This is a genomic window from Spirulina major PCC 6313, from assembly GCF_001890765.1.
GTDB lineage: Bacteria > Cyanobacteriota > Cyanobacteriia > Cyanobacteriales > Spirulinaceae > Spirulina > Spirulina major.
The window spans coordinates 4,672,640-4,694,602 of sequence record NZ_KV878783.1; the positions used below are offsets into that span (position 1 = coordinate 4,672,640).

At 51.5% G+C, this 21,963-nt stretch carries 17 protein-coding genes; all 17 read right to left on the minus strand.

The window, feature by feature from the left end; genetic code table 11:
- Positions 1-51: 51 nt before the first annotated feature.
- The 17 genes from SPI6313_RS20675 to SPI6313_RS20755 all read right to left on the minus strand — a co-directional run bounded on the left by SPI6313_RS20675 (position 52) and on the right by SPI6313_RS20755 (position 21,945).
- On the minus strand, positions 52-3,063 hold the full coding sequence (locus tag SPI6313_RS20675) for a hypothetical protein (protein ID WP_139276719.1): 3,012 nt from the start codon (positions 3,061-3,063) through the stop codon (positions 52-54).
- A complete protein-coding gene (locus SPI6313_RS20680; RefSeq protein WP_072622695.1) occupies positions 3,032-3,439 on the minus strand; it encodes a hypothetical protein in 408 nt (135 codons plus the stop codon). The genes SPI6313_RS20675 and SPI6313_RS20680 overlap by 32 nt, the downstream gene beginning before the upstream one ends.
- Entirely contained in the window at positions 3,439-4,836 is a 1,398-nt protein-coding gene (locus SPI6313_RS20685; RefSeq protein WP_175551200.1) for an eCIS core domain-containing protein, read from the minus strand. Before SPI6313_RS20685 ends, SPI6313_RS20680 begins: the two co-directional genes overlap by 1 nt.
- A 499-nt stretch (positions 4,837-5,335) precedes the next feature.
- Positions 5,336-5,764, minus strand: a complete 429-nt coding sequence (locus tag SPI6313_RS20690; RefSeq protein WP_072622697.1) for a hypothetical protein — start codon at positions 5,762-5,764, stop codon at positions 5,336-5,338.
- Positions 5,765-5,806: 42 nt separating this feature from the next.
- Complete coding sequence (locus SPI6313_RS20695; RefSeq protein WP_072622698.1) at positions 5,807-7,696, minus strand: phage tail protein; 1,890 nt, start codon at positions 7,694-7,696, stop codon at positions 5,807-5,809.
- Entirely contained in the window at positions 7,675-8,673 is a 999-nt protein-coding gene (locus tag SPI6313_RS20700) for a baseplate J/gp47 family protein (RefSeq protein ID WP_072622699.1), read from the minus strand. Before SPI6313_RS20700 ends, SPI6313_RS20695 begins: the two co-directional genes overlap by 22 nt.
- Before the next feature lie 3 nt (positions 8,674-8,676).
- Positions 8,677-12,294 (minus strand): baseplate J/gp47 family protein, encoded by a 3,618-nt coding sequence (locus SPI6313_RS20705; protein ID WP_072622700.1) that lies wholly within the window; start codon positions 12,292-12,294, stop codon positions 8,677-8,679.
- 3 nt (positions 12,295-12,297) lie between these two features.
- Positions 12,298-12,684, minus strand: coding sequence for a GPW/gp25 family protein (locus tag SPI6313_RS20710; protein ID WP_072622701.1), 387 nt, complete (start codon positions 12,682-12,684; stop codon positions 12,298-12,300).
- Entirely contained in the window at positions 12,684-13,391 is a 708-nt protein-coding gene (locus SPI6313_RS20715; RefSeq protein WP_072622702.1) for a phage baseplate assembly protein V, read from the minus strand. Before SPI6313_RS20715 ends, SPI6313_RS20710 begins: the two co-directional genes overlap by 1 nt.
- A complete protein-coding gene (locus SPI6313_RS20720; protein ID WP_072622703.1) occupies positions 13,388-14,455 on the minus strand; it encodes a phage late control D family protein in 1,068 nt (355 codons plus the stop codon). The genes SPI6313_RS20715 and SPI6313_RS20720 overlap by 4 nt, the downstream gene beginning before the upstream one ends.
- Positions 14,456-14,458: 3 nt before the next feature.
- Positions 14,459-15,109 carry a CIS tube protein gene (locus SPI6313_RS20725; protein ID WP_072622704.1) on the minus strand — a complete coding sequence of 217 codons (651 nt, stop codon included), beginning with the start codon at positions 15,107-15,109 and terminating at the stop codon, positions 14,459-14,461.
- Positions 15,100-19,200: a hypothetical protein gene (locus tag SPI6313_RS24555; protein ID WP_245788922.1), complete on the minus strand. Its 4,101-nt coding sequence runs from the start codon at positions 19,198-19,200 to the stop codon at positions 15,100-15,102. Before SPI6313_RS24555 ends, SPI6313_RS20725 begins: the two co-directional genes overlap by 10 nt.
- Positions 19,201-19,224: 24 nt before the next feature.
- On the minus strand, positions 19,225-19,707 hold the full coding sequence (locus SPI6313_RS20740) for a phage tail protein (protein WP_072622707.1): 483 nt from the start codon (positions 19,705-19,707) through the stop codon (positions 19,225-19,227).
- A 53-nt stretch (positions 19,708-19,760) separates the two neighbouring features.
- Positions 19,761-19,913, minus strand: a complete 153-nt coding sequence (locus SPI6313_RS25240) for a DUF6760 family protein (protein WP_342751657.1) — start codon at positions 19,911-19,913, stop codon at positions 19,761-19,763.
- 20 nt (positions 19,914-19,933) lie between these two features.
- Positions 19,934-20,296, minus strand: a complete 363-nt coding sequence (locus SPI6313_RS20745; protein ID WP_072622708.1) for a hypothetical protein — start codon at positions 20,294-20,296, stop codon at positions 19,934-19,936.
- Positions 20,297-20,307: 11 nt separating this feature from the next.
- Positions 20,308-20,748 (minus strand): phage tail protein, encoded by a 441-nt coding sequence (locus SPI6313_RS20750; RefSeq protein WP_072622709.1) that lies wholly within the window; start codon positions 20,746-20,748, stop codon positions 20,308-20,310.
- 42 nt (positions 20,749-20,790) lie between these two features.
- A complete protein-coding gene (locus SPI6313_RS20755) occupies positions 20,791-21,945 on the minus strand; it encodes a phage tail sheath family protein (RefSeq protein WP_072622710.1) in 1,155 nt (384 codons plus the stop codon).
- Between the last annotated feature and the right edge of the window lie 18 nt (positions 21,946-21,963).

Sequence of the window (21,963 nt, forward strand, 5' to 3'; positions counted from 1 at the left end):
AAGAATTGAAGATACTTACTATTCTACCTTTGGAACTCATAATAGATTTTTTTAAATTTTTGCAAGCTCTTGATCAAGATTATCATCCAACTTGATGATTTCTTTGGTCAACTCTTGTTCTATTGATTTAAGATCACCTTGATTATTTCTCATGTCAGAAATTGTATTGATTCCTTGACCAAGTTCTAATTTTTTGTCATCCCATCCAATTACTGCTTCAACATTTTCGAGAATCTTATCTGCTTCTTCTTTGGCGCTTAATGCACTCTCAAGAATTTCAGAATGCTTCTCATACTTTGCGGTGTACTTTTCTTGCATCTGTTCTAATTGCTCCATCCTCTTAATGAAGCTTTTTGGATCTTGAATACCAAGTTCAGTGATTTTCGAGAGTGCTTTACTTTTTATCTCTTCTGTCATTTCTCGCTTTGTTTGTAAGGCCTTATTCTTGAGTCCAGAAACCTTGTCTTGTAACTCTGTTTTAATACTTGAAATAGGAGCTACCTTTTGCTCCACATCATGAAGTTTGATAGTCAGCATATCTTTTGCATGTTTCGCCTTTTCTTTTATTTCATCCTTCTCTTCTTTCAAGGCATAATATTTATCCCAAACTCCTGATGGTATATGTTTTTTGAATTTTTCTTTTACTTTTTCTTTTGCTTTTCCGACTTTTTTAAATGTTTTAACAACTGATTTACCTGCTTTTTTTGCTGTGCCTTTTAATGTGTCCCAAACACCATCTTTTGAATTGTTTATTTCTTCCTGGCTTTTCTGCTCTTTTGCTTCTATTTCCTCTACTTCCTTTTCTATTTTTGGTGTAATCTCAGACTCAGATTTCAAATCCGCTAATTCTTGCTCCTTGTCAAATAACTCTCCTGAAAGATAAAGTAATTCTTGATATCGTGATATTTTAACACTCAGTCTTTCTAGCTTTTGAATGTATTTCTTATTTTTACTAGTTTCGTTTCCAATGACATCCTTAGCCTTCTTAAACACCTTGATATATTCAGCACTTACGTGATCAATAATTCGTTTTCGCTCTTTTCCACTCCCTGGAATATACTGTTGTGCATCTTCTAAAAGTTGTTGTGCTTCCTTAGTATCAACTAAATCATACGTTCTCTTGAAATCGATTGATTTTTTGTCTAGCTCAAATGATAGACATCCTTCAAACGTTGGCTTGCCTATCTTGAGTCCACCATTCTCATCGAATTCAAGATTGCCCTTCATTGAGCCGCGCCCTAAACTCAACTCTCCACGAATAGCATACAAGTCCTTCGTAAAGATATATAGTGCTTTGGCTTGTACGCCTGCTCCCATTGTTATTTTGAATTCAGCACCAGCGTAGTATTCAGATTTTAAGCCCTTGGCATCAACTTTTTTGCTTTCTTCGTCATAGCCTAACTTGCCATCAATTTTGAGTCCTCCCTTTGCTTCTACTTTGCATCCTCCTTCAATAAATGCGTTGAGCGCAGCAGCGTAAACTGTGCCCGCACTAGCATTTCCTTTGAGTGCAATCTCGATGGCTCCTTTGATCTCTGGATTAGCAGCCAAGTCCCAATATTTCTCTTTACTTTCTTTTTTGACCGTGCCACTCAAGCTCGCACCCAGACTTCCTTCCACCTTGAGCGAAATACCAGCCTCAACAGCACCAGGAACGATGGGATAATTGAAGGCTAAATCTAGCGGCCAGTTCATCAGATCTCCAGGGAACTGAATATTACCTTTGGCACTAAGCTCTAAACTATCAACCCTTAATTTTCTCTTACTCTCAGCATCTTTTTGCGCAAGGATAACTGCACCTTTCCCTTCAGCAGTAAAATATTTACCCAGTTTTAACTGCACCCCACCACTTGCTATAGTGCTGTATTGCTGTTGTCTTCCTTCAACCAGAACAGCAGGATTTGTAATTGCGAAAATATCACCAATAGGGATTGTACTAATAGTCGCTTGTGCTACATCCCAATCAACACCATCCTGATCAATTCTAGCATTTTTTACTGATGCGCTAGCATGGTTGAGGGATGGAATACTAATGCCAGCTTGGCCAATAGTTACCTTGGGATTTTTATGGTCGTAGTGGATGTCTTTGGCATTGAACTTGAGAATGTTGGCAATGGTTCCATCAAGACCCACATCTTTGTGTTCAACAGTGACTTGGCCATTAATGTAATTGAACGTGAGATGACCACTCCCATTCACTTGCACTAAGTCGGAAGACCCAACGTTAACACTGAAGTCACCTTCAAAGTTGGAGTTGTACTGCTTGGATGCGCCTTGAATTTCACCTTTTGCTTGCTTGAGCGTGACGTAGTTGCCCAGTAAGGGAATTTGATTGGCATTTAATTTGATGGTGTTCCAATCTAAGCCAGTTTTGTCGATCTTGGCGGCTGTTACCTTGGCGTTAAAGTAGTCTTTATTCTTATCTTCACTATTGGGAATGCTGACTGCTGCTTCCTTGATGGTGACGATGTTGGTTTTGTGGTCGTAGTGGATGTCTTTGGCATTGAACTTGAGAATGTTGGCAATGGTTCCATCAAGACCCACATCTTTGTGTTCAACAGTGACTTGGCCATTAATGTAATTGAACGTGAGATGACCACTCCCATTCACTTGCACTAAGTCGGAAGACCCAACGTTAACACTGAAGTCACCTTCAAAGTTGGAGTTGTACTGCTTGGATGCGCCTTGAATTTCACCTTTTGCTTTCTCTAAGGTGACGTAGTTGCCCAGTAAGGGAATTTGATTGGCATTTAATTTGATGGTGTTCCAATCTAAGCCAGTTTTGTCGATCTTGGCGGCTGTTACCTTGGCGTTAAAGTAGTCTTTATTCTTATCTTCACTATTGGGAATGCTGACTGCTGCTTCCTTGATGGTGACGATGTTGGTTTTGTGGTCGTAGTGGATGTCTTTGGCATTGAACTTGAGAATGTTGGCAATGGTTCCATCAAGACCCACATCTTTGTGTTCAACAGTGACTTGGCCATTAATGTAATTGAACGTGAGATGACCACTCCCATTCGCTTGCGTTAAGTCAGGAGAGCAGAACGTTACATCTGAAGTCACATTCAGAGTCAGAGTCGTACTGCTGGGATGCGCCTTGAATTTCACCTTTTGCTTGCTTGAGCGTGACGTACTCACCCAGTAAGGGAATTTGATTGGCATTTAATTTGATGGTGTTCCAATCTAAGCCAGTTTTGTCGATCTTGGCGGCTGTTACCTTGGCGTTAAAGTAGTCTTTATTCTTATCTTCACTATTGGGAATGCTGACTGCTGCTTCCTTGATGGTAACGATGTTGGTTTTGTGGTCATAGTGGATGTCTTTGGCATTGAACTTGAGAATGTTGGCAATGGTTCCATCAAGACCCACATCTTTGTGTTCAACAGTGACTTGGCCATTAATGTAATTGAACGTGAGATGACCACTCCCATTCACTTGCACTAAGTCGGAAGACCCAACGTTAACACTGAAGTCACCTTCAAAGTTGGAGTTGTACTGCTTGGATGCGCTTGAATTTCACCTTTTGCTTGCTTGAGCGTGACGTAGTTGCCCAGTAAGGGAATTTGATTGGCATTTAATTTGATGGTGTTCCAATCTAAGCCAGTTTTGTCGATCTTGGCGGCTGTTACCTTGGCGTTAAAGTAGTCTTTATTCTTATCTTCACTATTGGGAATGCTGACTGCTGCTTCCTTGATGGTGACGATGTTGGTTTTATGGTCGTAGTGGATGTCTTTGGCATTGAACTTGAGAATGTTGGCGATCGCACCGCTCAACGTTACATTATTTTGCGGACAACTCCATACACCGTTGTCATAGTCAATCGTAAGCTGGCCATTACCTTGAACTTGAACCAGGTCAGATGAACCCAAGGTCACATCAAAATCACCTTTGAATTGTGATTTGTACTGTGCGGCTGCTCCAGCAATTTCAGCACTAGCATTGTTGATCGTTGCATAGCTCCCTAAGGAGATATCTTTGGCATTTAGATTGACTTTTTCCCAGGTCAGTCCCTGAGCATCGATCTTAGCTTTTGTAACGGAGGCTTCTGCGTTGTTGAGATTGGGAATTGTGATTCCGGCTTTCGCAATATTGAATGATTTTTGAGCGCGATCGTATGTAATATTTTGGGCATCGAACTTGAGAATATCCGCAATAGTGGCACTGATGCCGATATTTTCACTCTTGTAATCCCACTGCTTTGTTTGACTCTTATAGCTCAGTTTTAAAGTGCCTTTGGGCTGAACAGCGATCGCACCAGTGCCAAGGTTGAGTTCAATTCCTCCTTGGATATCTAAGTTGCGGTGATTAGAATCCTGTTGAACATTGATACTGGGTTGAACCACTTTGAGCCAAGAACACAGTTCAATTTCACTAGGATTAGAGTCGAACCAATGGGGAGAAAATGCTTGAATTTCTCGCACAAGCTCTGGAAGCAAATCGATTGTCTCTACTTTCTGTGTAGGTTCTGTTTTTTGAGGACTATCTACCTTCCGCTGTAACGTTTTGAGGGGTTGATTTTGCTGGACTACGTGGGTGAGTTCGTGGGCGAGCAAGGCTTGGCCTTTGGGACTTCTGGGTTGATACGCACCCTGCTTAAAAAAGATATCTTTTCCGGTGGTGAATGCCAGGGCGGAAATCGAACGATTGAGTTGATCGGACTGTCCATCAGTGTGAATTCTGACGCGGCTAAAATCCACACCAAAAGCCTGTTCAAGGGGTTCACGAATATCTTCAGCGATGGGGTCGCCTTTGCCCTGTTGCTGCTTAATGTTGGTTTCGAGTTGTGGCGCGATCGCCCCCCCTTGATTACCACTGGGGACAGAAAGCACCTTCGGCATCACTGCTGAACTGCCCGATCCGAGAGAACTAGCGGCGGGGGCCTGGAGCCGCTGCACCACTCGCGCCGCCACGCGATCGGCTTCGTGCTCATGGCGATCGCCTGCTTTCGTTAAAGTCAACTTCGCCTGTACCGGGAATTCCTGGGACAGCCCCCGGAATACGGGGCGACTGGGGGCAGCACCGTTTGGCGCAAGATAACGAGATAGCAGACCCGACCCCTTCGACGGCTCCTGGGTTTTGAGAAGATGACCCAAAGCCTGATTGCCGAGGGCGAACTCTGGCGTATCCAGCGGTACAGCAGAGCGTTGAACAGCAACAATCGGCGACTGACTCACCATTGCTGTGGTCTGCTTGGCTTTATTTTTTCGTGAATAAACCATAATGACCCTATACCTCTGTGCCGCTAACCTTTAATCCCACGAAATCCTTAAATAATGCCCAATAATCTATAACAGTGTCATCAGATTCTACGGAATGATCATTGAAATTCTTCACCCATTATGTCCCCTTTACGCGCATATTTGTTGTAATAAATGTACCCGTTCCGGAATATTGAGGAACAGGATCAGGAATCGGCCCGGCGGGCGTGGGTTGTTGAGCGGGAGCCATCACCTGAAATTTCGCTGTGAATGTGCTGCCTTTGAGTAACACGGGCTTATGATTTGACTTCGTGCGCTTGGCTTTTTGATCGCCCCCTAGGGACGCAATGCTCAGCATCCCCACACCCGGAATAGGGTGAGAAGCTGTGATGTAGGGACAACCGGGAACCATGACGGTTTTTTCATCTCCATCGACACAGACCATTTTTTTATTAATCATACCTTTCCCCGTTCCCGTTAAATTACCCGGAATAACCGTCACGATCGCAGATCCAAACGTCGGATTAAACATCGCTAAATCTCCTGTGGTCAAAATAAAATCTGCCATTGAACCTCCAATTTACCCCGTCCTAAAACTCTTAAGATCAAGCTATTCAATCCACACCTCCTCTTGATGCGTCATAGTCTCTAACATATAGGGCGTTAAACGTCCGAGAATTGTATTCCCCGTCACCAGACCATCGCCCTGAGCTTGGCAAATTTCGAGGGCATGATCGCGAGAATTCAAGGCAAAATCCTCAGCCACAATCACCAAAGATAAGGGCTTTGTATTGAGGGTAAAATTGAGCTTGATCGTGACCCGTCCCGTCACTGCGCCATCGTTGAGATTATCGAGGACGACGAAAAAGCCACGGGGATTGTCGAGGAAGCGTTGGTAAGGTAGATGGTGGGTTGCCCGTATCCCCCAGGAGAAAAATTCCAGTTCTGGGGTAAAGGGTCGGAATTTCGAGGTTTGGGACTGCATCCGGAGAATGAGCAGATGGCTGATTTGGCGGGTTGCGATCGGATCAGCCCCATCCACTTCCACCAACGCTTCGATTTCAATGCGCCGCTTGGCAGGGACATTGAACAGGCGGAAGTTGTAGAGTGTTTCTTCCCATTGGGAGGTCGTCACCAGGCGCATCGTATGACCGATCGCAGGGCCGAGGCGCGTGTTGCCGATCTTGTATTCACTGTGGGGAATACAGACCTGAAGCGGCTGTGCGTCAGCATTCCTGGGGAGTTGGAAGCCCTGGCCCACCTCAAAACCAAGGCGGGTATTGCCCTGCATTTGGTCGGGTCGGGGGCGGGGCTTGTAGATGCGGAGGCGGGCATCGTGAACCAGGCGCATCGTGTCACCGATCGCAGGGCCAAGGCGGGTATTGCCGTCGATGGGGCTGATCTGAGCGCGATGCAGTTCGAGGGGGGGCGCGGACTGGAGCCGGAAGCCCTGACTGCCTTCAGCGTTGAGGCGGGTATTGCCGGGCATCGCTGTGAGGCGATTGAGGGGGCGATAAATCCGGAGGTTGGGCTGGATGGTAAAGGGTGCGTCAAACAGAGGGGCCGTAAATGGCTGCTGGTTGAGGTTAAAGTGCAGGGTGACGCTGAGGGTTCCGGAGAGGGTTTCATTACTCAAATTCGCCAACGCCACAAAAAAACCTGTGGGATTTGCCAAAAGTTTTTCATAAAACACCGTCTGGCGCACCACCGGCCCCAATTGACTCCCCGGTGGCTCTAGTACCGCCGTTTTACCCTGAATCCGGATCAAGATTTGCTCCGCCAGCCGAGGATCAAAAGATTCATCCAGGATGACGCGGGCCTCCACCGACACAATCTGCTGCGGCGGTTGGTCAAACATCGTAAACGGATAGCAGGCCCCCCAGGTTTTGCTCAGGTGCATCGTCAGGGTGAGAATCCGCAGGGCATAGAAGGTATGGGCGGGCTTCTCCTGGTTAATAATCGCCTGGGCAGCGCGGCATTCTCGCCAGTAGCGATCGGGCTGCAAAACTTGATTGCTGGGCAAGACTAACTGCACCTGAAAATAATGGGGGCGATCGTCAAATTCCATGACGGAAATCGTGCGATCGGGATAGCTCAACCCCGAATGCTCCAGATAAATCGAAAGCATTTTTTTCAGCCCCCGCACCGTGCCCCGAATCCGATACAACGGCACCATCTGGCTAATAAATTGCCGCTTCACCGCCTCATCCCAATCCTCCCGTAGACTCAGGGCAATCCAACCCGCCAGCCAGGGCAAAAATTCCGCCGGAGTCTGTTGGGGGTCAAGATAGGTGTGGATCTGCCCGATGATCGTTTCTAAACCATAATTCGCCCCTGACTCACGGGTGATGATTTGGGGCTGAAAAGGTTGGGGTTCATGGTCAGGCACACCCGTGAGCACCTGCTCAAAGGCGAGTAAGAATCGCCCCAAAAACGGATCGGTCTGGAGATAGGCGGGAAGATAATCAAGATAGCGGCTTAGGGGGTGTTGGGTTGCCATTGGTCTCCGAAGCGTTGCAGGGTGGGTAAGGCGGCGATCTGAATCTGTACCAGTTCGTGGGCTTGGAGCATCAGGCCCACCAATTGACCCTGATCGTTAAACTGTTGCCGCACCGGGTCTACTCCCGTCAGTTCAATGTCTTCTACATGGTCAACACCGGGCAGGTCATCGAGGAGTTGATAAAGCTCCGATAGGTAAATATCCGCGCCAAAGGGATAGCCTTGACCTTGCCAAAATTCCTCAGAATCCAAGGGGGCAAAAAAAGCGTGAATCTGACGCTCGGCCTCGCGGCGGACATCGGGGGGTTTGGCACTGTCCTGGAGGTAGAGGGTGGCGGCTAGGGTCATGGTGATGAAACTGGGTTCCACCACATGGAGCCGGGTGGTAATCAAACGGCGTTGGTCAAGGAAGCGTTTGAGATCCTGACGCAGGCGCATCCCCACCGCTGCATCGGTTTGGGGATGGCGGGGCAGGATGACGAGGCTGATATGGGCTTCAATGGGTTGATTAATATCGGCGTTTTCTAGGTCGCGTTCGGGTAGACAGTTGACCCGCGCGATCGCACCTGCGGCCCCGAATTCGCGCTGGGCATATTGGGTTTTCGCCCAATCGGAGAGGATGAGTTGCTCAAAATCAGGATTGGTGACGGCGCGATAGGGTCGTCGCAGGTCGGCGAGGGTGGTTTGGATTTCAGTCTGAACGAGGGTGAATTGCTGGGCGGGGCTGAGGTCGGGGGGCAAGACCCAGGGCCGACCTTTGAGGAGGCTTAAAAATTGGGCTTGGTTTTGTTCCGGAACTTGATTGACTCGGTAGAGCACCATTTCCGTCAGCCAGGCCAGGAGTTCAATGAGGATGATCCCGGTGTCGGCGGGGTTGTGGTCTGTCCATTCGGGGGCTTCGATGGGAATTTGGGCGATCGCATCCACCACCAAATCGGCGTAGGTGCGATCGTCGAGGTCGGGTAAAGGAATGGGCATGGCTTAGGGGGTGGCTTCAGGAAGTTGGAGGGTAATCTGGTGCGTCCCGGAATAGATCAGGGTTTGACGATCAATCGGTCGGTTGGCTGGGTCGATGGCCAGGCTGCTGACATAGCTCACTCCTGGCACGGTTTCGAGGGCGGCAAACAGATCCGAGCGATGGGGAATGCGCCCAAAATCCCAGCCCTGGCCCTGCCGCCCGCCTGTGAGGGGATGCAAAAACTGCTGGAGTTTCGCCTCCACTGCGGCTTTGACTGTGCCTGCATTGGTGATGCTGACGGGAACAATATCCACCGTGACCCCGATCGCCTGCCATTTCGGCCCACAGACCTGTAGGCGCATCGTGGCCACAAACCGCGCTTGGAGAAATTGCTCCACTTGGTTGAGGAGGGCGAGGGTGGGCAGGGGTTGGGGGTCATTGCTTTGGGGCACGATGATCAGTCGCACGCGCCCGGCTCGGATCTCGTTTTCGTGGTCAAAGACATCAATTTCGTTGCCGGGAACTGAAGCGGTGGGTGTGTTGGGGTGATTGGGGTCGATCCACAGTTCTTCCAGGAGCGGATTAAAGTCAGGGGTGAGCATTTCCGGGGTGATCACCTGCACCCGTGCGACTTCGACGGCGGCATCGTAGGCGAGATCGGCAAAATCTTGGGCAGTGACGGCGCGATCGCGGTGGCGCAGCCGTTGGGGCGATCGCACCTTCAAACGGGCGAGGGATTCTTGATCATTGCCCCCTTCGGCAGCTTCCCAGTTGATCACCCCGGCCACGTAGGGGATCGTGGTTTTGAGTTCGACAATGGTCTGGGCCGGTTGGTTGCCGCGATCGCCCCCCCCGGTGCGGTAGCTCAAGCGGATATTGTTGCGACCCCGTGGCGGGATCATCCCCGCCTGGCCATTGCCAAATTGAATCCGTCCCCGCTGGCGTTGGGCTTGCCCTTGCGTAGCAACATTGAGGGTGTAATGGCGATCGCCCGCCGCCGAGCTATAGAAATCCGGCACTTCCTGCCAACGCACCCACACCGCTTCGAGTTCTCCCGTTTCATCGTAGACGGGGGTGATGGCCTCCGTCCCCCACTGTTGCCGGAGTTGCTGTTGTTCCGCCTCCGAGGGGAAACGGCCTTCCTCAATCTCTAACGCTTGTCCCGCCAAAATCGGCGCTTGGCTGGCGGTGACGACCTGGCCCGGTTCAAATTGACTCGACCCCAAAATCTCGGCATTGAGGGTAATCGCCTGTCGCGCCCAAGTTGTATTGGTGCGGGCGTTGAGCAAGCGCGGGGGAACGGTGAGATCGGCGGAATCCCGAACTTTCGCAAATAGATAGCGCATCAAGCCATACAGCCGAAATTCTTCCACGCGAATCGCCCAGTGCCAAAGATCAATCAAAACCAAGGGAATCTCGGCCTCGGTGTTGGGCTGTTGCCGTATCCGGAGCCAATAGTGCTGCTGCCCAAAGTGGGGGGAGGCGATCCAGTCCGTGGGGCCAATGAACTGGACTAAGCCCTTCTCCGTGAGGGCGGCGGTTTCATCGCGCACCGTCAGCGATCGCCACCCCTCCGGCGTGGGATATTCCCACACCAACCGACGACCATCCCCCACAGTGCGATGAGTACCGGGAGCCACCTCGTCCGGTTCGGGAGACTGGACTTGGAAATAGAGGGTACTCGGACGGTTGGGAAAGGCTTGGTTAAAGCCGAGATAAAAGGCAGAATCCCGGTGCAAGGGTGGCGTGAGGGGATAAAACGCCCGCGTCACTTTTACCCCGGCTTTGTGATCTGCCGTTAATGCTGTGGTGAACACCACCCAACTGGAGGCGGGATCAATCAGTTCAATTTGCCCCCGTTCCCCCGACCCATCGGCAAACCGGAGGAACTCCCCTAGGGCCAAACCCTTCACCTCTTCAAGTTGAATCCGGCGATCGCCCGCCCGCGCTGGCCGATGGAGAAAGGCTACCAGCGGACTCCCTGCGCCATAGGTAAAGTCGTTGTAGGCCAGGGCCACGGCGGGCTGCTCTAAAAAGAACTGATAGGTTACGGTCAGGGCGGCCAAACAGGGCGGATCGACCACATCCGGGCTAGGTTCGGCAATGGTGAATTTACCCAAGACCCGGCTGCCGATGCCATAGGCTTGGCGGGTGGCCCGGTTGACTGTGATGCGGTTCTCATCGGGGGAAATGGCTGTCACTTCGAGATCCTCCCGGATCAGCAGATCACGACTATCCTGAAGCCGAATCGTATCCCCCACCTGGATTTCGTCGGTACTATCCACGACAATTTCCGTTTGCCCGGCGGCGTTTGCCGTTGCCAGCAAGGTGATCTCGTTGTAGGTGACATAATGGCGCACCCGGCCCCGGCTACCGTAGCGGCCTTGCACCAGCCGCGCCCGCAGCCAATAGGTCGGCTCTGCGGTATGGGGACCCTGGGGCGGGAGGGGGTCAGGAAAGCGGAAAGTGCCTTGGGTTCGCCCCGCCACAAATTGCGGGGGTTCCGAGTTCCGCAGCCAATGGAATTGGGCGGGGTCGGGATCGGGGAAGATTGCCGTCCAAGTTTGGCCATCCCCCACATCCCACACCAACTGAAGATCCTCGCTATGGCTGGGGGCATGGCTGAGGGTGGCGTTGAGGGCGATCGCCACCCCCGGCTGAATCAAACGCGGATCAAGGGCAACTTGAAACGTATCGTTATAGTCCGGTGCTGTCCCCAAGGGGTAAAAATCTTTGCTCAGATCGAGGGTGATGTTGTTAAACAGACAGTCCTGGGGCGTTTGGGTCTGGTCAACGCTAGCACTCACCAAAATTTGCAAAATTTCAGGCAACGCTTCCCGCCGATGGCGATAGAGCGTGATGCGGAGCCATTTTCCGGGGCGGCCATTCACCTCAACCTCTTTGAGCTTGGGGAGTTGGGTCAGGGTGATGAAGACCTGGGCGGCTTCGGTTTCCACCGCAACCTGGGGGAGGCGTTGCCACTGTTTACCGTCCCAAGTCTGCCAAGCCAGAAAGCGGGCGGCAAGCTGAGTCGCACTCTCTGGGGAATCGGTGGCGATCGCGAACTGGACGGTGGTGAGTTTGGGCAGGTCAAACACCTCGGCCCCGTGGAGATATAGGTAATGTTCAACGGGGCGATCGCCCTTCAGCACTTCAAAGGCGGGCGGCACTGGGTCAGGGAAGACGTTAGCGCACCTATCGCTGTAATAATCCCGATCTTCGATCACAAACATCGCCTTGACCTGCGTTGCCGTCACCAACAATTCCCGCTCCGTTTCAAAAATCACCTCCGCCTCTTCCCCCTCCGGCGGCGGCGCAGCAATCTGGGTCAATGCCGGGACGAGGGCATCCACAGGACTCCCTGCTGCTAGTTCAAAGGTGAGGGGCGATCGCGCCGCTTGGGGTGGAGTCAGTTGCGTCCCCACCAAATTCATAAACGCCAACCGATTCCGTTCCGGAATTTGATTCAGACGCTCCTGGACCAGACTCGCCATCCGCCCAAAAATGCGCACCAAGGCCAAACCCACATCCCCAGAATTGGGAGCGGCACGCCAAGGCGTATAGGACTCCGCTAGGCTCTGAGTCTGCTGGACAAGTTCTGCGTAGCTACGCTGGTCAAGTTTGGGCGGCTGGGAAGACATCGTTTACTGGAGGTAGAAAGGATAGACAAGGTTAAAGGCGTTGTTCGTCGTCCGTACCCGATAGTTAATCGAGATCTGTAACAGGTTGGGTTGCCCCGGTGCTTCCACTGGCTCAATGGCCAGGACATCAATCCGGGGTTCCCAATCCAAAAGGGCTGATTCCACATCACTGATAATTTGCCCCACCGTCCCCGCCGTATTCGGCGCAAACACCTGATCATGGATGCGACAGCCAAAATCCGGTCGCATCACCCGTTCCCCCCGCGCCGTACTGAGAATCGCCCAAATAGACTGGCGGACGGCTTGCTCATATTTGGCGGTGGCGATTTGGTGTTCTTCCTGCAATTGAACCGGCAACGTCCAACCCACACCGAGAAAATCAATATCCACTACATCACCTCCAACGCACCATTATTAACCTTGACCCCCGCCGAACAGTTCAGTTCTAAACCAGATTGGGCCTTAAATTCCCCTTTCGTTTTGGCTTGAATATTGCAATTTGCACCGGCATTGATTTTGCAATCACTTTGGGTTTTAATCTCCAGGTTTTTACATTCGAGCAACATATCATCATCTTTACTTTTAATCGTTACTTTTCCTTTCGCTTCAATGGTGAAATCTTTTTCCACCTGAATCGTCATCGCATCATTTTCACAATCAATCGTGATTTTATTCTTACCACTTTTATCTTGAATGATCAGTTGCTCTTTATCTTCGGTATCGTCGAAGATAATCATGTGACCACTGCGGGACTTGATCAGGCGTTTGTTATTTTCCCCATCATCATTTTTTTCCGGGGGTTTATCTTTGCCATTCCACAAACTGCCTAAAATGTAGGGGAAAGCCATATCACCATGTTCAAAGGCGACGAGCACCTCATCATCCACTTCCGGCAGAAAATAGAAACCGCGATCGCCCCCCGCCATCGGAGTCACCACCCGCGCCCACGGACTTTCATCCTCATCCGTAAGCCAGGGGAATTTCACCTTAACCCGTCCTAAGTTATCGTCATCTTCAACATTCGTCACCACCGCGATCGTCACACCATAAAAACGGGCGGCAGGATCATTGGGCATCAGTAAATCGAATCCGATCATAAAGCAGTTCTCCGCGCAGTGAATAGAGTGGTATAACCAAATTTTTGGGAATAATGGTGTTCCGTCGAGGTGACATAATATTCACCACTAAAGCGTTTGCCCACGCCTTTGACCTCGATCACTTTAGCAACCCGAAGCGTCGGCAGACCGGGGCAAGTGCCTTCGGCGGTGATGTAGGCGATCGCCATATCCTTAAACTGACCCAAGGCAATTTGATCCGCCTCCGCCTTCGTCACCACAGGCTGAGTGACAATTGTGGTGATGGAATCTCCGAAGGTTTTAACCGCTTTAGGCCCCGTGGTTTTGCCCCCCATTTTGCTCCCCTCTTTCCCCGCCGCTGCCTTGCCCAGCACCTCCTTTTTATCATCGGGCAACCAACCACGCACCTCCACCTTTTGGACTTGGTTCATACTACTTAAACGGGGCATGAACTCACTTAAATTTTCTTTAAATTTCAATGTCAACACTTTTTGTTGATCATTTTGAGGCGGTTGAAAATAAATATTTTTTTTCTCAATCGTAATTTCATAGCCGATCCGTTCAGCCCGACCACTGAGAAACTCCCAATCCGTTTGATTATGCTGAATCACATAGTCATGTTTGACTTCACTATCTTTCGTGTTCGGTGTGAGGCCACGAGCACGGGCAATTTTACTAAAAATGTCACTATCCTTCATTTTGGTAAAGGATTTACTATTTGACCCTCGTAATAAACGATGGCGTAAATCATGGCCTCGCACAATTAAACGCGGCCGTTCACCCTGCCGAAATTCCGGCTCTAAACCCGTAATTTCACCAAAAATTACGGTCTTGAGTTTGTTGACATAACCCATTTGAATCTCGACTTCCTCCCCCACATCAAAGGAACTATCATCAACCCAAGTAAACTTACCTTTTTGTAAATCCCAGGTCATAAACTCTAAGGTAAACATACTCGGTGCTTCAATGTCTTCAAACACCTGTACCGCGATCAAATCCTCATCTGCACCCTTCGGGAGCTTCTTCCCGCCAATGCTGACTTTGATATTGGGTATGAGGGTTTCAACGCCGGAATAATCTGCCATTTCTCAACTCAAAATCGGTAAGGGTGGAATGGTGAGCACCAATCCGGGGGTGATTTGGCGCGGATTGTAGAGCCGATTTTCATCGGCAATAATCCGCCACAAGGCGGGATCACCGAATTCTTCCTGGGCAATGCTGCTCAGGGTTTCACCCCGCTTGACAATACGCACCGGGTCGTCAATCAGGTTTTCGGCCTTTTTGCGTTTTTCGGGATCGGCCCATTCCCGGAAGGTGCAGTCGAGGGTGGCGCGAACCGGTGTGCCGTCTTCCCAAAAGTGGGTTAGGGTTTTGGTGATGCTTTCAAGAAACCCATCGGGGAGCAGAATATTACTTTTGCCGCCTATTTTGCCCCACACCAGTTTGCAGCGGGGTGGCCGCTTTACACTTTTCCCGATCTTCGGATGGGTGAGGTTAAAGATTTTTTTGGTATGTTGCTGGACGTTGTCCGGTGGATCGCCGCTCAGGGTGGTGTCAAAAAACAGAGTGATGCTCAGGCTTGCCAACTCTTTGGACGCATTGGGATAACCGTCTTGATTGAGAGACCACCCGGTTTTATTAATCGTGACCTGGTTGGGGTTGAAAAGCACTTCGATTTCTTCGGCAAAGTCGCCTTCGTTGTCTTTTTCGGCTTTGATTTTGAGTTTTTCTAACGCCATTGTCGTTGCCCTCCTCGTCGCTCACGTTCTACCACTAATCGTTTCAACACTTTGCGCTCAACTTTGGCTACGAGATCATCGATGTTGACTGCTGCCGGGGTTGTCTGCTTTGCCACTTGGGTTGTGGTGGATTTTGCCCGTGGCCCTGTTGTGGAGCTGCTTTGCTGACCGGGGGATGCTGTCGCTGGGGGGGGGTTGGGCAAGGCTGGACTGATGACAACGGGACTGTTGGGGGTTTGACTACGGGTCTGTGCGGCGCGATGGGTTTCTTGACTGACGGCGGTGCGGTGCGATCGCACCATCGGCCCGGACAACACCAGCGGCTCTAGATTTTGCGGGTTAAACTCTGTTTTCACCTGGACGGTGGGTAAGGGGATGCTCTGGGTTTGGGGTGTTGGTGTAAGCCTCTGGGATCGGGTTGCTGAGGGTTGAATGGGTGACACCGCTGTTTTGAGAAGTGAGGAAGATCCTGCCTCATTCCTTTTTTCTCTTTTCTCTTTCCTCAATGGGGATTGTTTTGGCGGTGGGGATACTGGTCGTGAGGGTTGAGCTTGGGCGGTTACACCTAGGGCCGTGGGGGTACTGGGGGGGACTTCCAACGGGCGGGAGAATACCGCTAAAGCCGGTTGCTCCTCGTGGGCTGGATTCCTTGACGATGGGAGGGGTTGAGCGATCGCCCTCGGTAACGCTGGTGTGGCTGATGCTGCCATAGGGTTTGCCGCCTGGGAGGTCGTCACCACCAGTTCTGGGCTGGTGTTTCTCCCTATCTCTGCATTGACCAGGGGGGAGATGGGTTGAGGCATTTCCACCGATTGCACCCTTGACCCAGGATGGTTAGCATCGCTCGATGGTTGCACCCTGGGCGTTATCGGTTCTAGGGCTTGCACCAGCGCCGCTGTTTGGGGCATCGTTGCTGTTTCAGACTGATTCGGCAGGACGAAAGTGAAATCCTGTCCCTGTTCTGAAGGGGTTGCTAAGACTTGAGGCGAGATTGCAACCCGGTTCGGTACGGCGATCGCTCCTGACCCCTTGGCTCCATCGGCTTGATCCCCCTCAATCCGGTTTAAGCCAAGGAAAATCGGCTGATCTTGGGGATATCTGCGATCGCCCCCATCTCTAGGAACAATAGTGGCGATCGCCTGTTGTGGATGGGCTAACGGGTTCTCTTGTTCTGCCCTAAAATTCTGAGCATGGAGCACGATGCTTGGCGGTGGGGCGGGGTCAAGGGAGGGAACAGAGACGACCGCCGGGAAGCGGGGCGGGGTGAAGGGGGTCAAAATTGGCTCAGTGACTCCCGCTGGTACGGTGGTTAGGGGAGCGGCGATCGGGTTCGAGGCAGCAAGATTGAGGGACGTGAATCCCGATGAATGGGGGCTGAGAGCCAAACCCTCGGACGGGGCAACCATCGGCAAAGTAGCGCCCGCTGCAAACTTGGCTTGAACGATCCCCTCCGTGAAGGGGCGGGTCTGAATTGTGGGTAAGGCGGTCGTCTGGGGTTGGATGTCTGGCTTCGGGGGTGGAAGTGCTTTCGCGCTCTGGTCTTCACCACCATTCAGGGGTTGGGCTGCGCTCTCCATTTCCAGGGGTTGGACTAACTTGGCTCCGGTTTCTAACTTGGCTTGAATCACGCCCGTTGTCTGGTTTGTGGCAAGGGGGGCGATCGCTCCACCAATCGGGGCCGCAGCTTCTGAACGAGCGGATTTTAAACTAGCGGATTTTGAAGTAGTAGATTTTGAACTAGCAGATTTTGAACTAGCAGATTTTAAACGAGCAGCTTCTGAACTAGCAGCTTCTGAACTAGCGGATGGCTGCACCAGGGGCATAGAGTCTGGGGTGGGAGACGCAGAATCAGGACTGAGGGGAGTGGTCAGGATTTCAGATGTGGCAGATTGTGCCGGACTTGGGGCGATCGCAGAAACGCGGTGATCCTCTAACTCAGAATGCCCTGACTCATTTTGATTAACTGCTGGTGGCATCGTGGCCAACGGTAGATCTCTAGGCAAGGGGTTGAGGTTGGGCTGATCCAAACTCAGGGCCGCTTGCATCACCTGAGGATCAAACGCTGGATTTTTGATAACGGATGATTGATCAATGGGTGAAGCCGTGACGGATTGCAGCGACTCAGCGGCCTGAACAGGGGCGATCGCGTTTTGATCTTCCCCTATAGCCAAGGGTTGGGCTGGGGTGGCTCCGGTTTCTAACTTGGCTTGAATCACGCCCGTTGTTTGGTTCGTGACAGGGCCAAGGGGTGCGATCGCCTCCACCCTTGGGGCCGCAGCTTCTGAACGAGCAGATTTTGAGCGAGCGGATTTTGAGCGAGCAGATTTTGAGCGAGCGGATTTTGAACTAGCAGCTTCTGAACTAGCAGCTTCTGAACTAGCAGCTTCTGAACTAGCGGATGGCTGCACCAGGGGCATAGAGTCTGAATGAGCAGAATCAGGACTGAGGGGAGTGGTCAGGATTTCAACTGTGGCAGATTGTGCCGGACTTGGGGCGATCGCAGAAACGCGGTGATCCTCTAACTCAGAATGCCCTGACTCATTTTGATTAACCGCTGGTGGCATTGCGGCCAGCGGTAGATCCCTAGGCAAGGGGTTCAGGTTTGGCTGATCCAAACTCAGGGCCGCCTGCATCACCTGAGGATCAAACGCTGGATTTTTGATAACGGATGATTGATCAATGGGTGAAGCCGTGACGGATTGCAGCGACTCAGCGGCCTGAACAGGGGCGATCGCGTTGTGATCTACCCCCATTTCCAGGGGTTGGGCTGGGGTGGCTCCGGTTTCTAACTTGGCTTGAATCACGCCCGTTGTTTGGTTCGTGACAGGGCCAAGGGGTGCGATCGCCTCCACCCTTGGGGCCGCAGCTTCTGAACGAGCAGATTTTGAGCGAGCAGATTTTGAGCGAGCAGATTTTGAACGAGTAGATTTTGAACGAGCAGATTTTGAACGAGCAGCTTCTGAACTAGCAGCTTCTGAACTAGCGGATTCTGAACTAGCGGATGGCTGCACCAGGGGCATAGAGTCTGAGATAGAAGAGGCAGAATCAGGACTGAGGGGAGTGGTCAGGATTTCAACTGTGGCAGATTGTGCCGGACTTGGGGCGATCGCAGAAACGCGGTGATCCTCTAACTCAGAATGCCCTGACTCATTTTGATTAACCGCTGGTGGCATCGTGGCCAGCGGTAGATCCCTAGGCAAGGGGTTCAGGTTTGGCTGATCCAAACTCAGGGCCGCTTGCATCACCTGAGGATCAAACGCTGGATTTTTGATAACAGAGGGTTGATCAATGGGTGAAGCCGTGACGGATTGCAGCGACTCAGCGGCCTGAACAGGGGCGATCGCGTCGTGATCTTCCCCCATTTCTAGGGGTTGGGCTGGGGTGGCTCCGGTTTCTAACTTGGCTTGAATCACGCCCGTTGTTTGGTTCGTGACAGGGCCAAGGGGTGCGATCGCCTCCACCACCGGGGCCGATGTAGAGGGCATTGATCCTCGATCCGCTTCAGGGGGCGATGTTTGCAGTCTCCCTTGAGCTTGGGGCGTGGAAAATTGATCAGTATGGTCTAACGGCAGAGGCGGCGTGACACCATCCAAGGGCGCGGCATCCGGTGAAATCACAAGATCGCGCTGGGCTTGAATGATCGGTGCGGTTGTCGTCACGATAGGGGCCAGGGGCGCGATCGCTGTTTTGGGGTTCCCCGTTTCGGTTCCTATTTGCGGAGCTTGGGACGGCTCAACGCGAGACAGATCCGGCGGGATCGAGGGTTGCATGGGTGTGGCAACGGCGATGGGCAAATCACCCTCCCCTGAATCCGTCTGATTCTTGCCTTGGACTCGCTGGGGTTGATCTTGCGGCCAATCATCGGCGGCTGACTGATCCGCCTCGTTAACTTGAGCGTAGACAATGGGGATATCTTCGGTTTCGAGATCGGCGATCGCTGACCACCGCGCCAACTGCTGATCCAGCAACGGCAACCGATTCACCAAACGCTCGGCACGATCAATCAACCGATCCGCCATCCGATGATTCGTCACACCGGGTTGGTGGATGGGTCGTGTCAGCCGCTGTACCAGTTTGGGGTCAAGATCCATCACGATTGTCCAGACTTAATGAGATTAATTATTCTTCTGAACTTTTTGTTCATAAATCCCGCGATGTACCAATTCCATCCGCTCAAACGCCACCTCTGTTCCGGTACTCGCATTTAATTGTGGCCCTTCCCAAGCCACCGGATACGCTTTAGAAATACGCCAAGCGATCGCATCCGACTGTTGGCTATCTTTGAGAATAATCGTGGCATTTTTTAGCTCCACCTTTCCCCGCGTCACATCTTGATACCACTTCCATAAATCATCCCGCTCCGCCAAACCACGAACCAGCACTAAATTAGGAGAATCCACATATTTCGGAAAACGGTGAACCCGATGATTCATGCCCCCCTCCACATATTCTTCTAACTCTATTCTGCTGCTCAAGCCCTGCACCTCAGAAAAACCCCCCACCGTTATCCCTTTAATCTCAACGATAAAGTTAAAGGGCATATAGGGATCACGGGATTTTTCTTGATCATTGCCACCTTTTTTTTGAGATTTAGCCATAGCTATTTTGATTCAATCAGTTAATCCACAGCAAAACTGAAGCTGTCTTGCCTTCAAAATCGTTTTTTCCCGGAATCTTGGTTGATTTTTTGATTAATTTGGGCCACCTGTTCAACCCATTGTTGCCGTTCCCAATGTTCCATCTCCATCACATTGCCATAGGACCAATGAAAATGATAGGAAAGGTAAGCTACCTCCTCAAGCAAACGCTTATGGGGGTAGCTTACTACTCCCCCACAGAGGCGGTCTCCACTTCAAACTCACCATTACAGTGAGGGCAAGCAACCCGAAACCGGGTATGACCATTTTGGTTGATGCGTTGATAGAAATCTTGGAGGTAGGCTAAATCACCGGAAAATAACTCCTCAATAATTTTGGTATTGAGTTGGTCGATTGTGCCCAATCTCGTGATTACCCTCGCAAGGAGAATAATCACGAGATAGCCTGAATTTCGCTGTACCCTCGGATCGCGTAACGGCGTAATTTCATCACTCGCCCGCGAGAGCCGCATGACTCCTTCACGATGCAAAATTCCTTCCGCATCGAGATAACCATGGGGTAATGTAAAGGGAAATTCAGTTTGATGCATGACTTACTCCGTTAACCAATCGTCACACCTTCATGAACCAATTCCAATGATTCAATCGCCACATCACTAGCGGTTGCATTGAATTCAGGGCCATTCCAATTGGTGGGCCAGCAATTTTCGAGGTTCCAGCGAATTAATTCTTCCCCTTTATCGTCGGCCAAAATGATCGAAACATTCCGCCGTTCCGTCTCACCTCCGAGCATTGTCTCTAGCCATTCCCAAAGTTCATTATTGTCTGTCATGCCGCGCTGCAGGCTGATGTTGCCATGACTATTCAGTCCCGGCAGTTGACGTTGGGCAAGATTTTTATCAGTGCCTTCTCGATACATCCCGGCTTCACGGGTGCTGGTTAACCCACTACATTCCCGGAAGCCTGCGTGGACAATGCCGTCCCATTCAACCCAAAAGTTATAACCGTTATAGGGATCGTGGGTGTCTTTAATATTAGGCATGGGTTTTAGGTCTCCTTAAACTTAGAAAAACGATGAACAAAACTAAGCGAAGGTGATGCCGCTGCTGTTATGAACGAGCGAAATCACGATAAATTCTGCGGGGGTGGTGGGGGCAATGCCCACTTCTGCCACGACTTGGCCCAAGTCCCGCACGGAACGGGAGTTAGTCTCTGCGTCGCATTTGACATAAAACGCGGCTTCTGGGTCGTTGCCTTGGAGCGCACCCTGTTGCCACAGGGTTTCACAGTAAACGGTGAGTTCGCGGGCAAGGGTAATCCAGAGGGCAGAGTTGTTGGGCTCAAACACAATCTCGGCGAGGTTGTGGTCAGCCCACCGCAGCATGGTGATGATCAGCCGTCGTACGCCGACATAGTGCCAGCCAGGGACGGTGCTGGTGGTGCGTGCGCCCCAAACTCGAATCCCACGACTGCGGAAGCTGCGGATGCAGTTCACGCCGGGGCCGGCTTTGACGTTGAGGCTGGCCCAATCGTGATCGGAGAGGGACAAATTCAGATCCAGTACACCTTCGAGGATGTAGTTAGCGGGGGCACGGTGAACGCCGACTTCGCGATCGCTGCGGGCGTAGACCCCAGCGATGTGACCACAGGCGGGAATGGGGTCGGGGCTGGATTCGACGATCACCCAGGGGGCGTAGATTGCGCCGTTATGGCCCACCAATTGCTGACGCTGCTGGTTGAGGATGGCGAGATCGGCGGTGTCGCAACTATCCAAGATGGCGAAGCGATCGCCCAGTTGGTCACAATGTTCTAACACCATGGCTTGCAGAGTGAGGATGGCGGTGAGCGATCGCGTCTGCATGATATCAGGCACACAGACGAGATCAATCTCCTCTAGAGCCTCAATGATCTGTAAGCCGTGATGGAGGTTAGCCATTGTGAGCGGGGACGGCGAGGCTGGCGTAGCGTCCGCCGGAACCAGCAACACATAGCATTGTTCCCCACCGTTCGTAAAAAAGCCCTGCACCGCCTGGGCTAAAAAATGACTCGCGGCCCCAAACCGCCGGAGAAATTCCGGCCAGATCGTCAGCCGTTGGGGTTCTGGCAATGTCTCGCCCTCCCCCTGAGCCACCCCTAAAAACACAGGCACACCCGTTGTTACGCCATCCCAAGCCACTTGACGTAGGGCTTGGAGCGATACGCCAGGGGCAATCAATGGAGAAGAATCAAAAGGGTTCACAGGTCAGTGGGGGCTAAG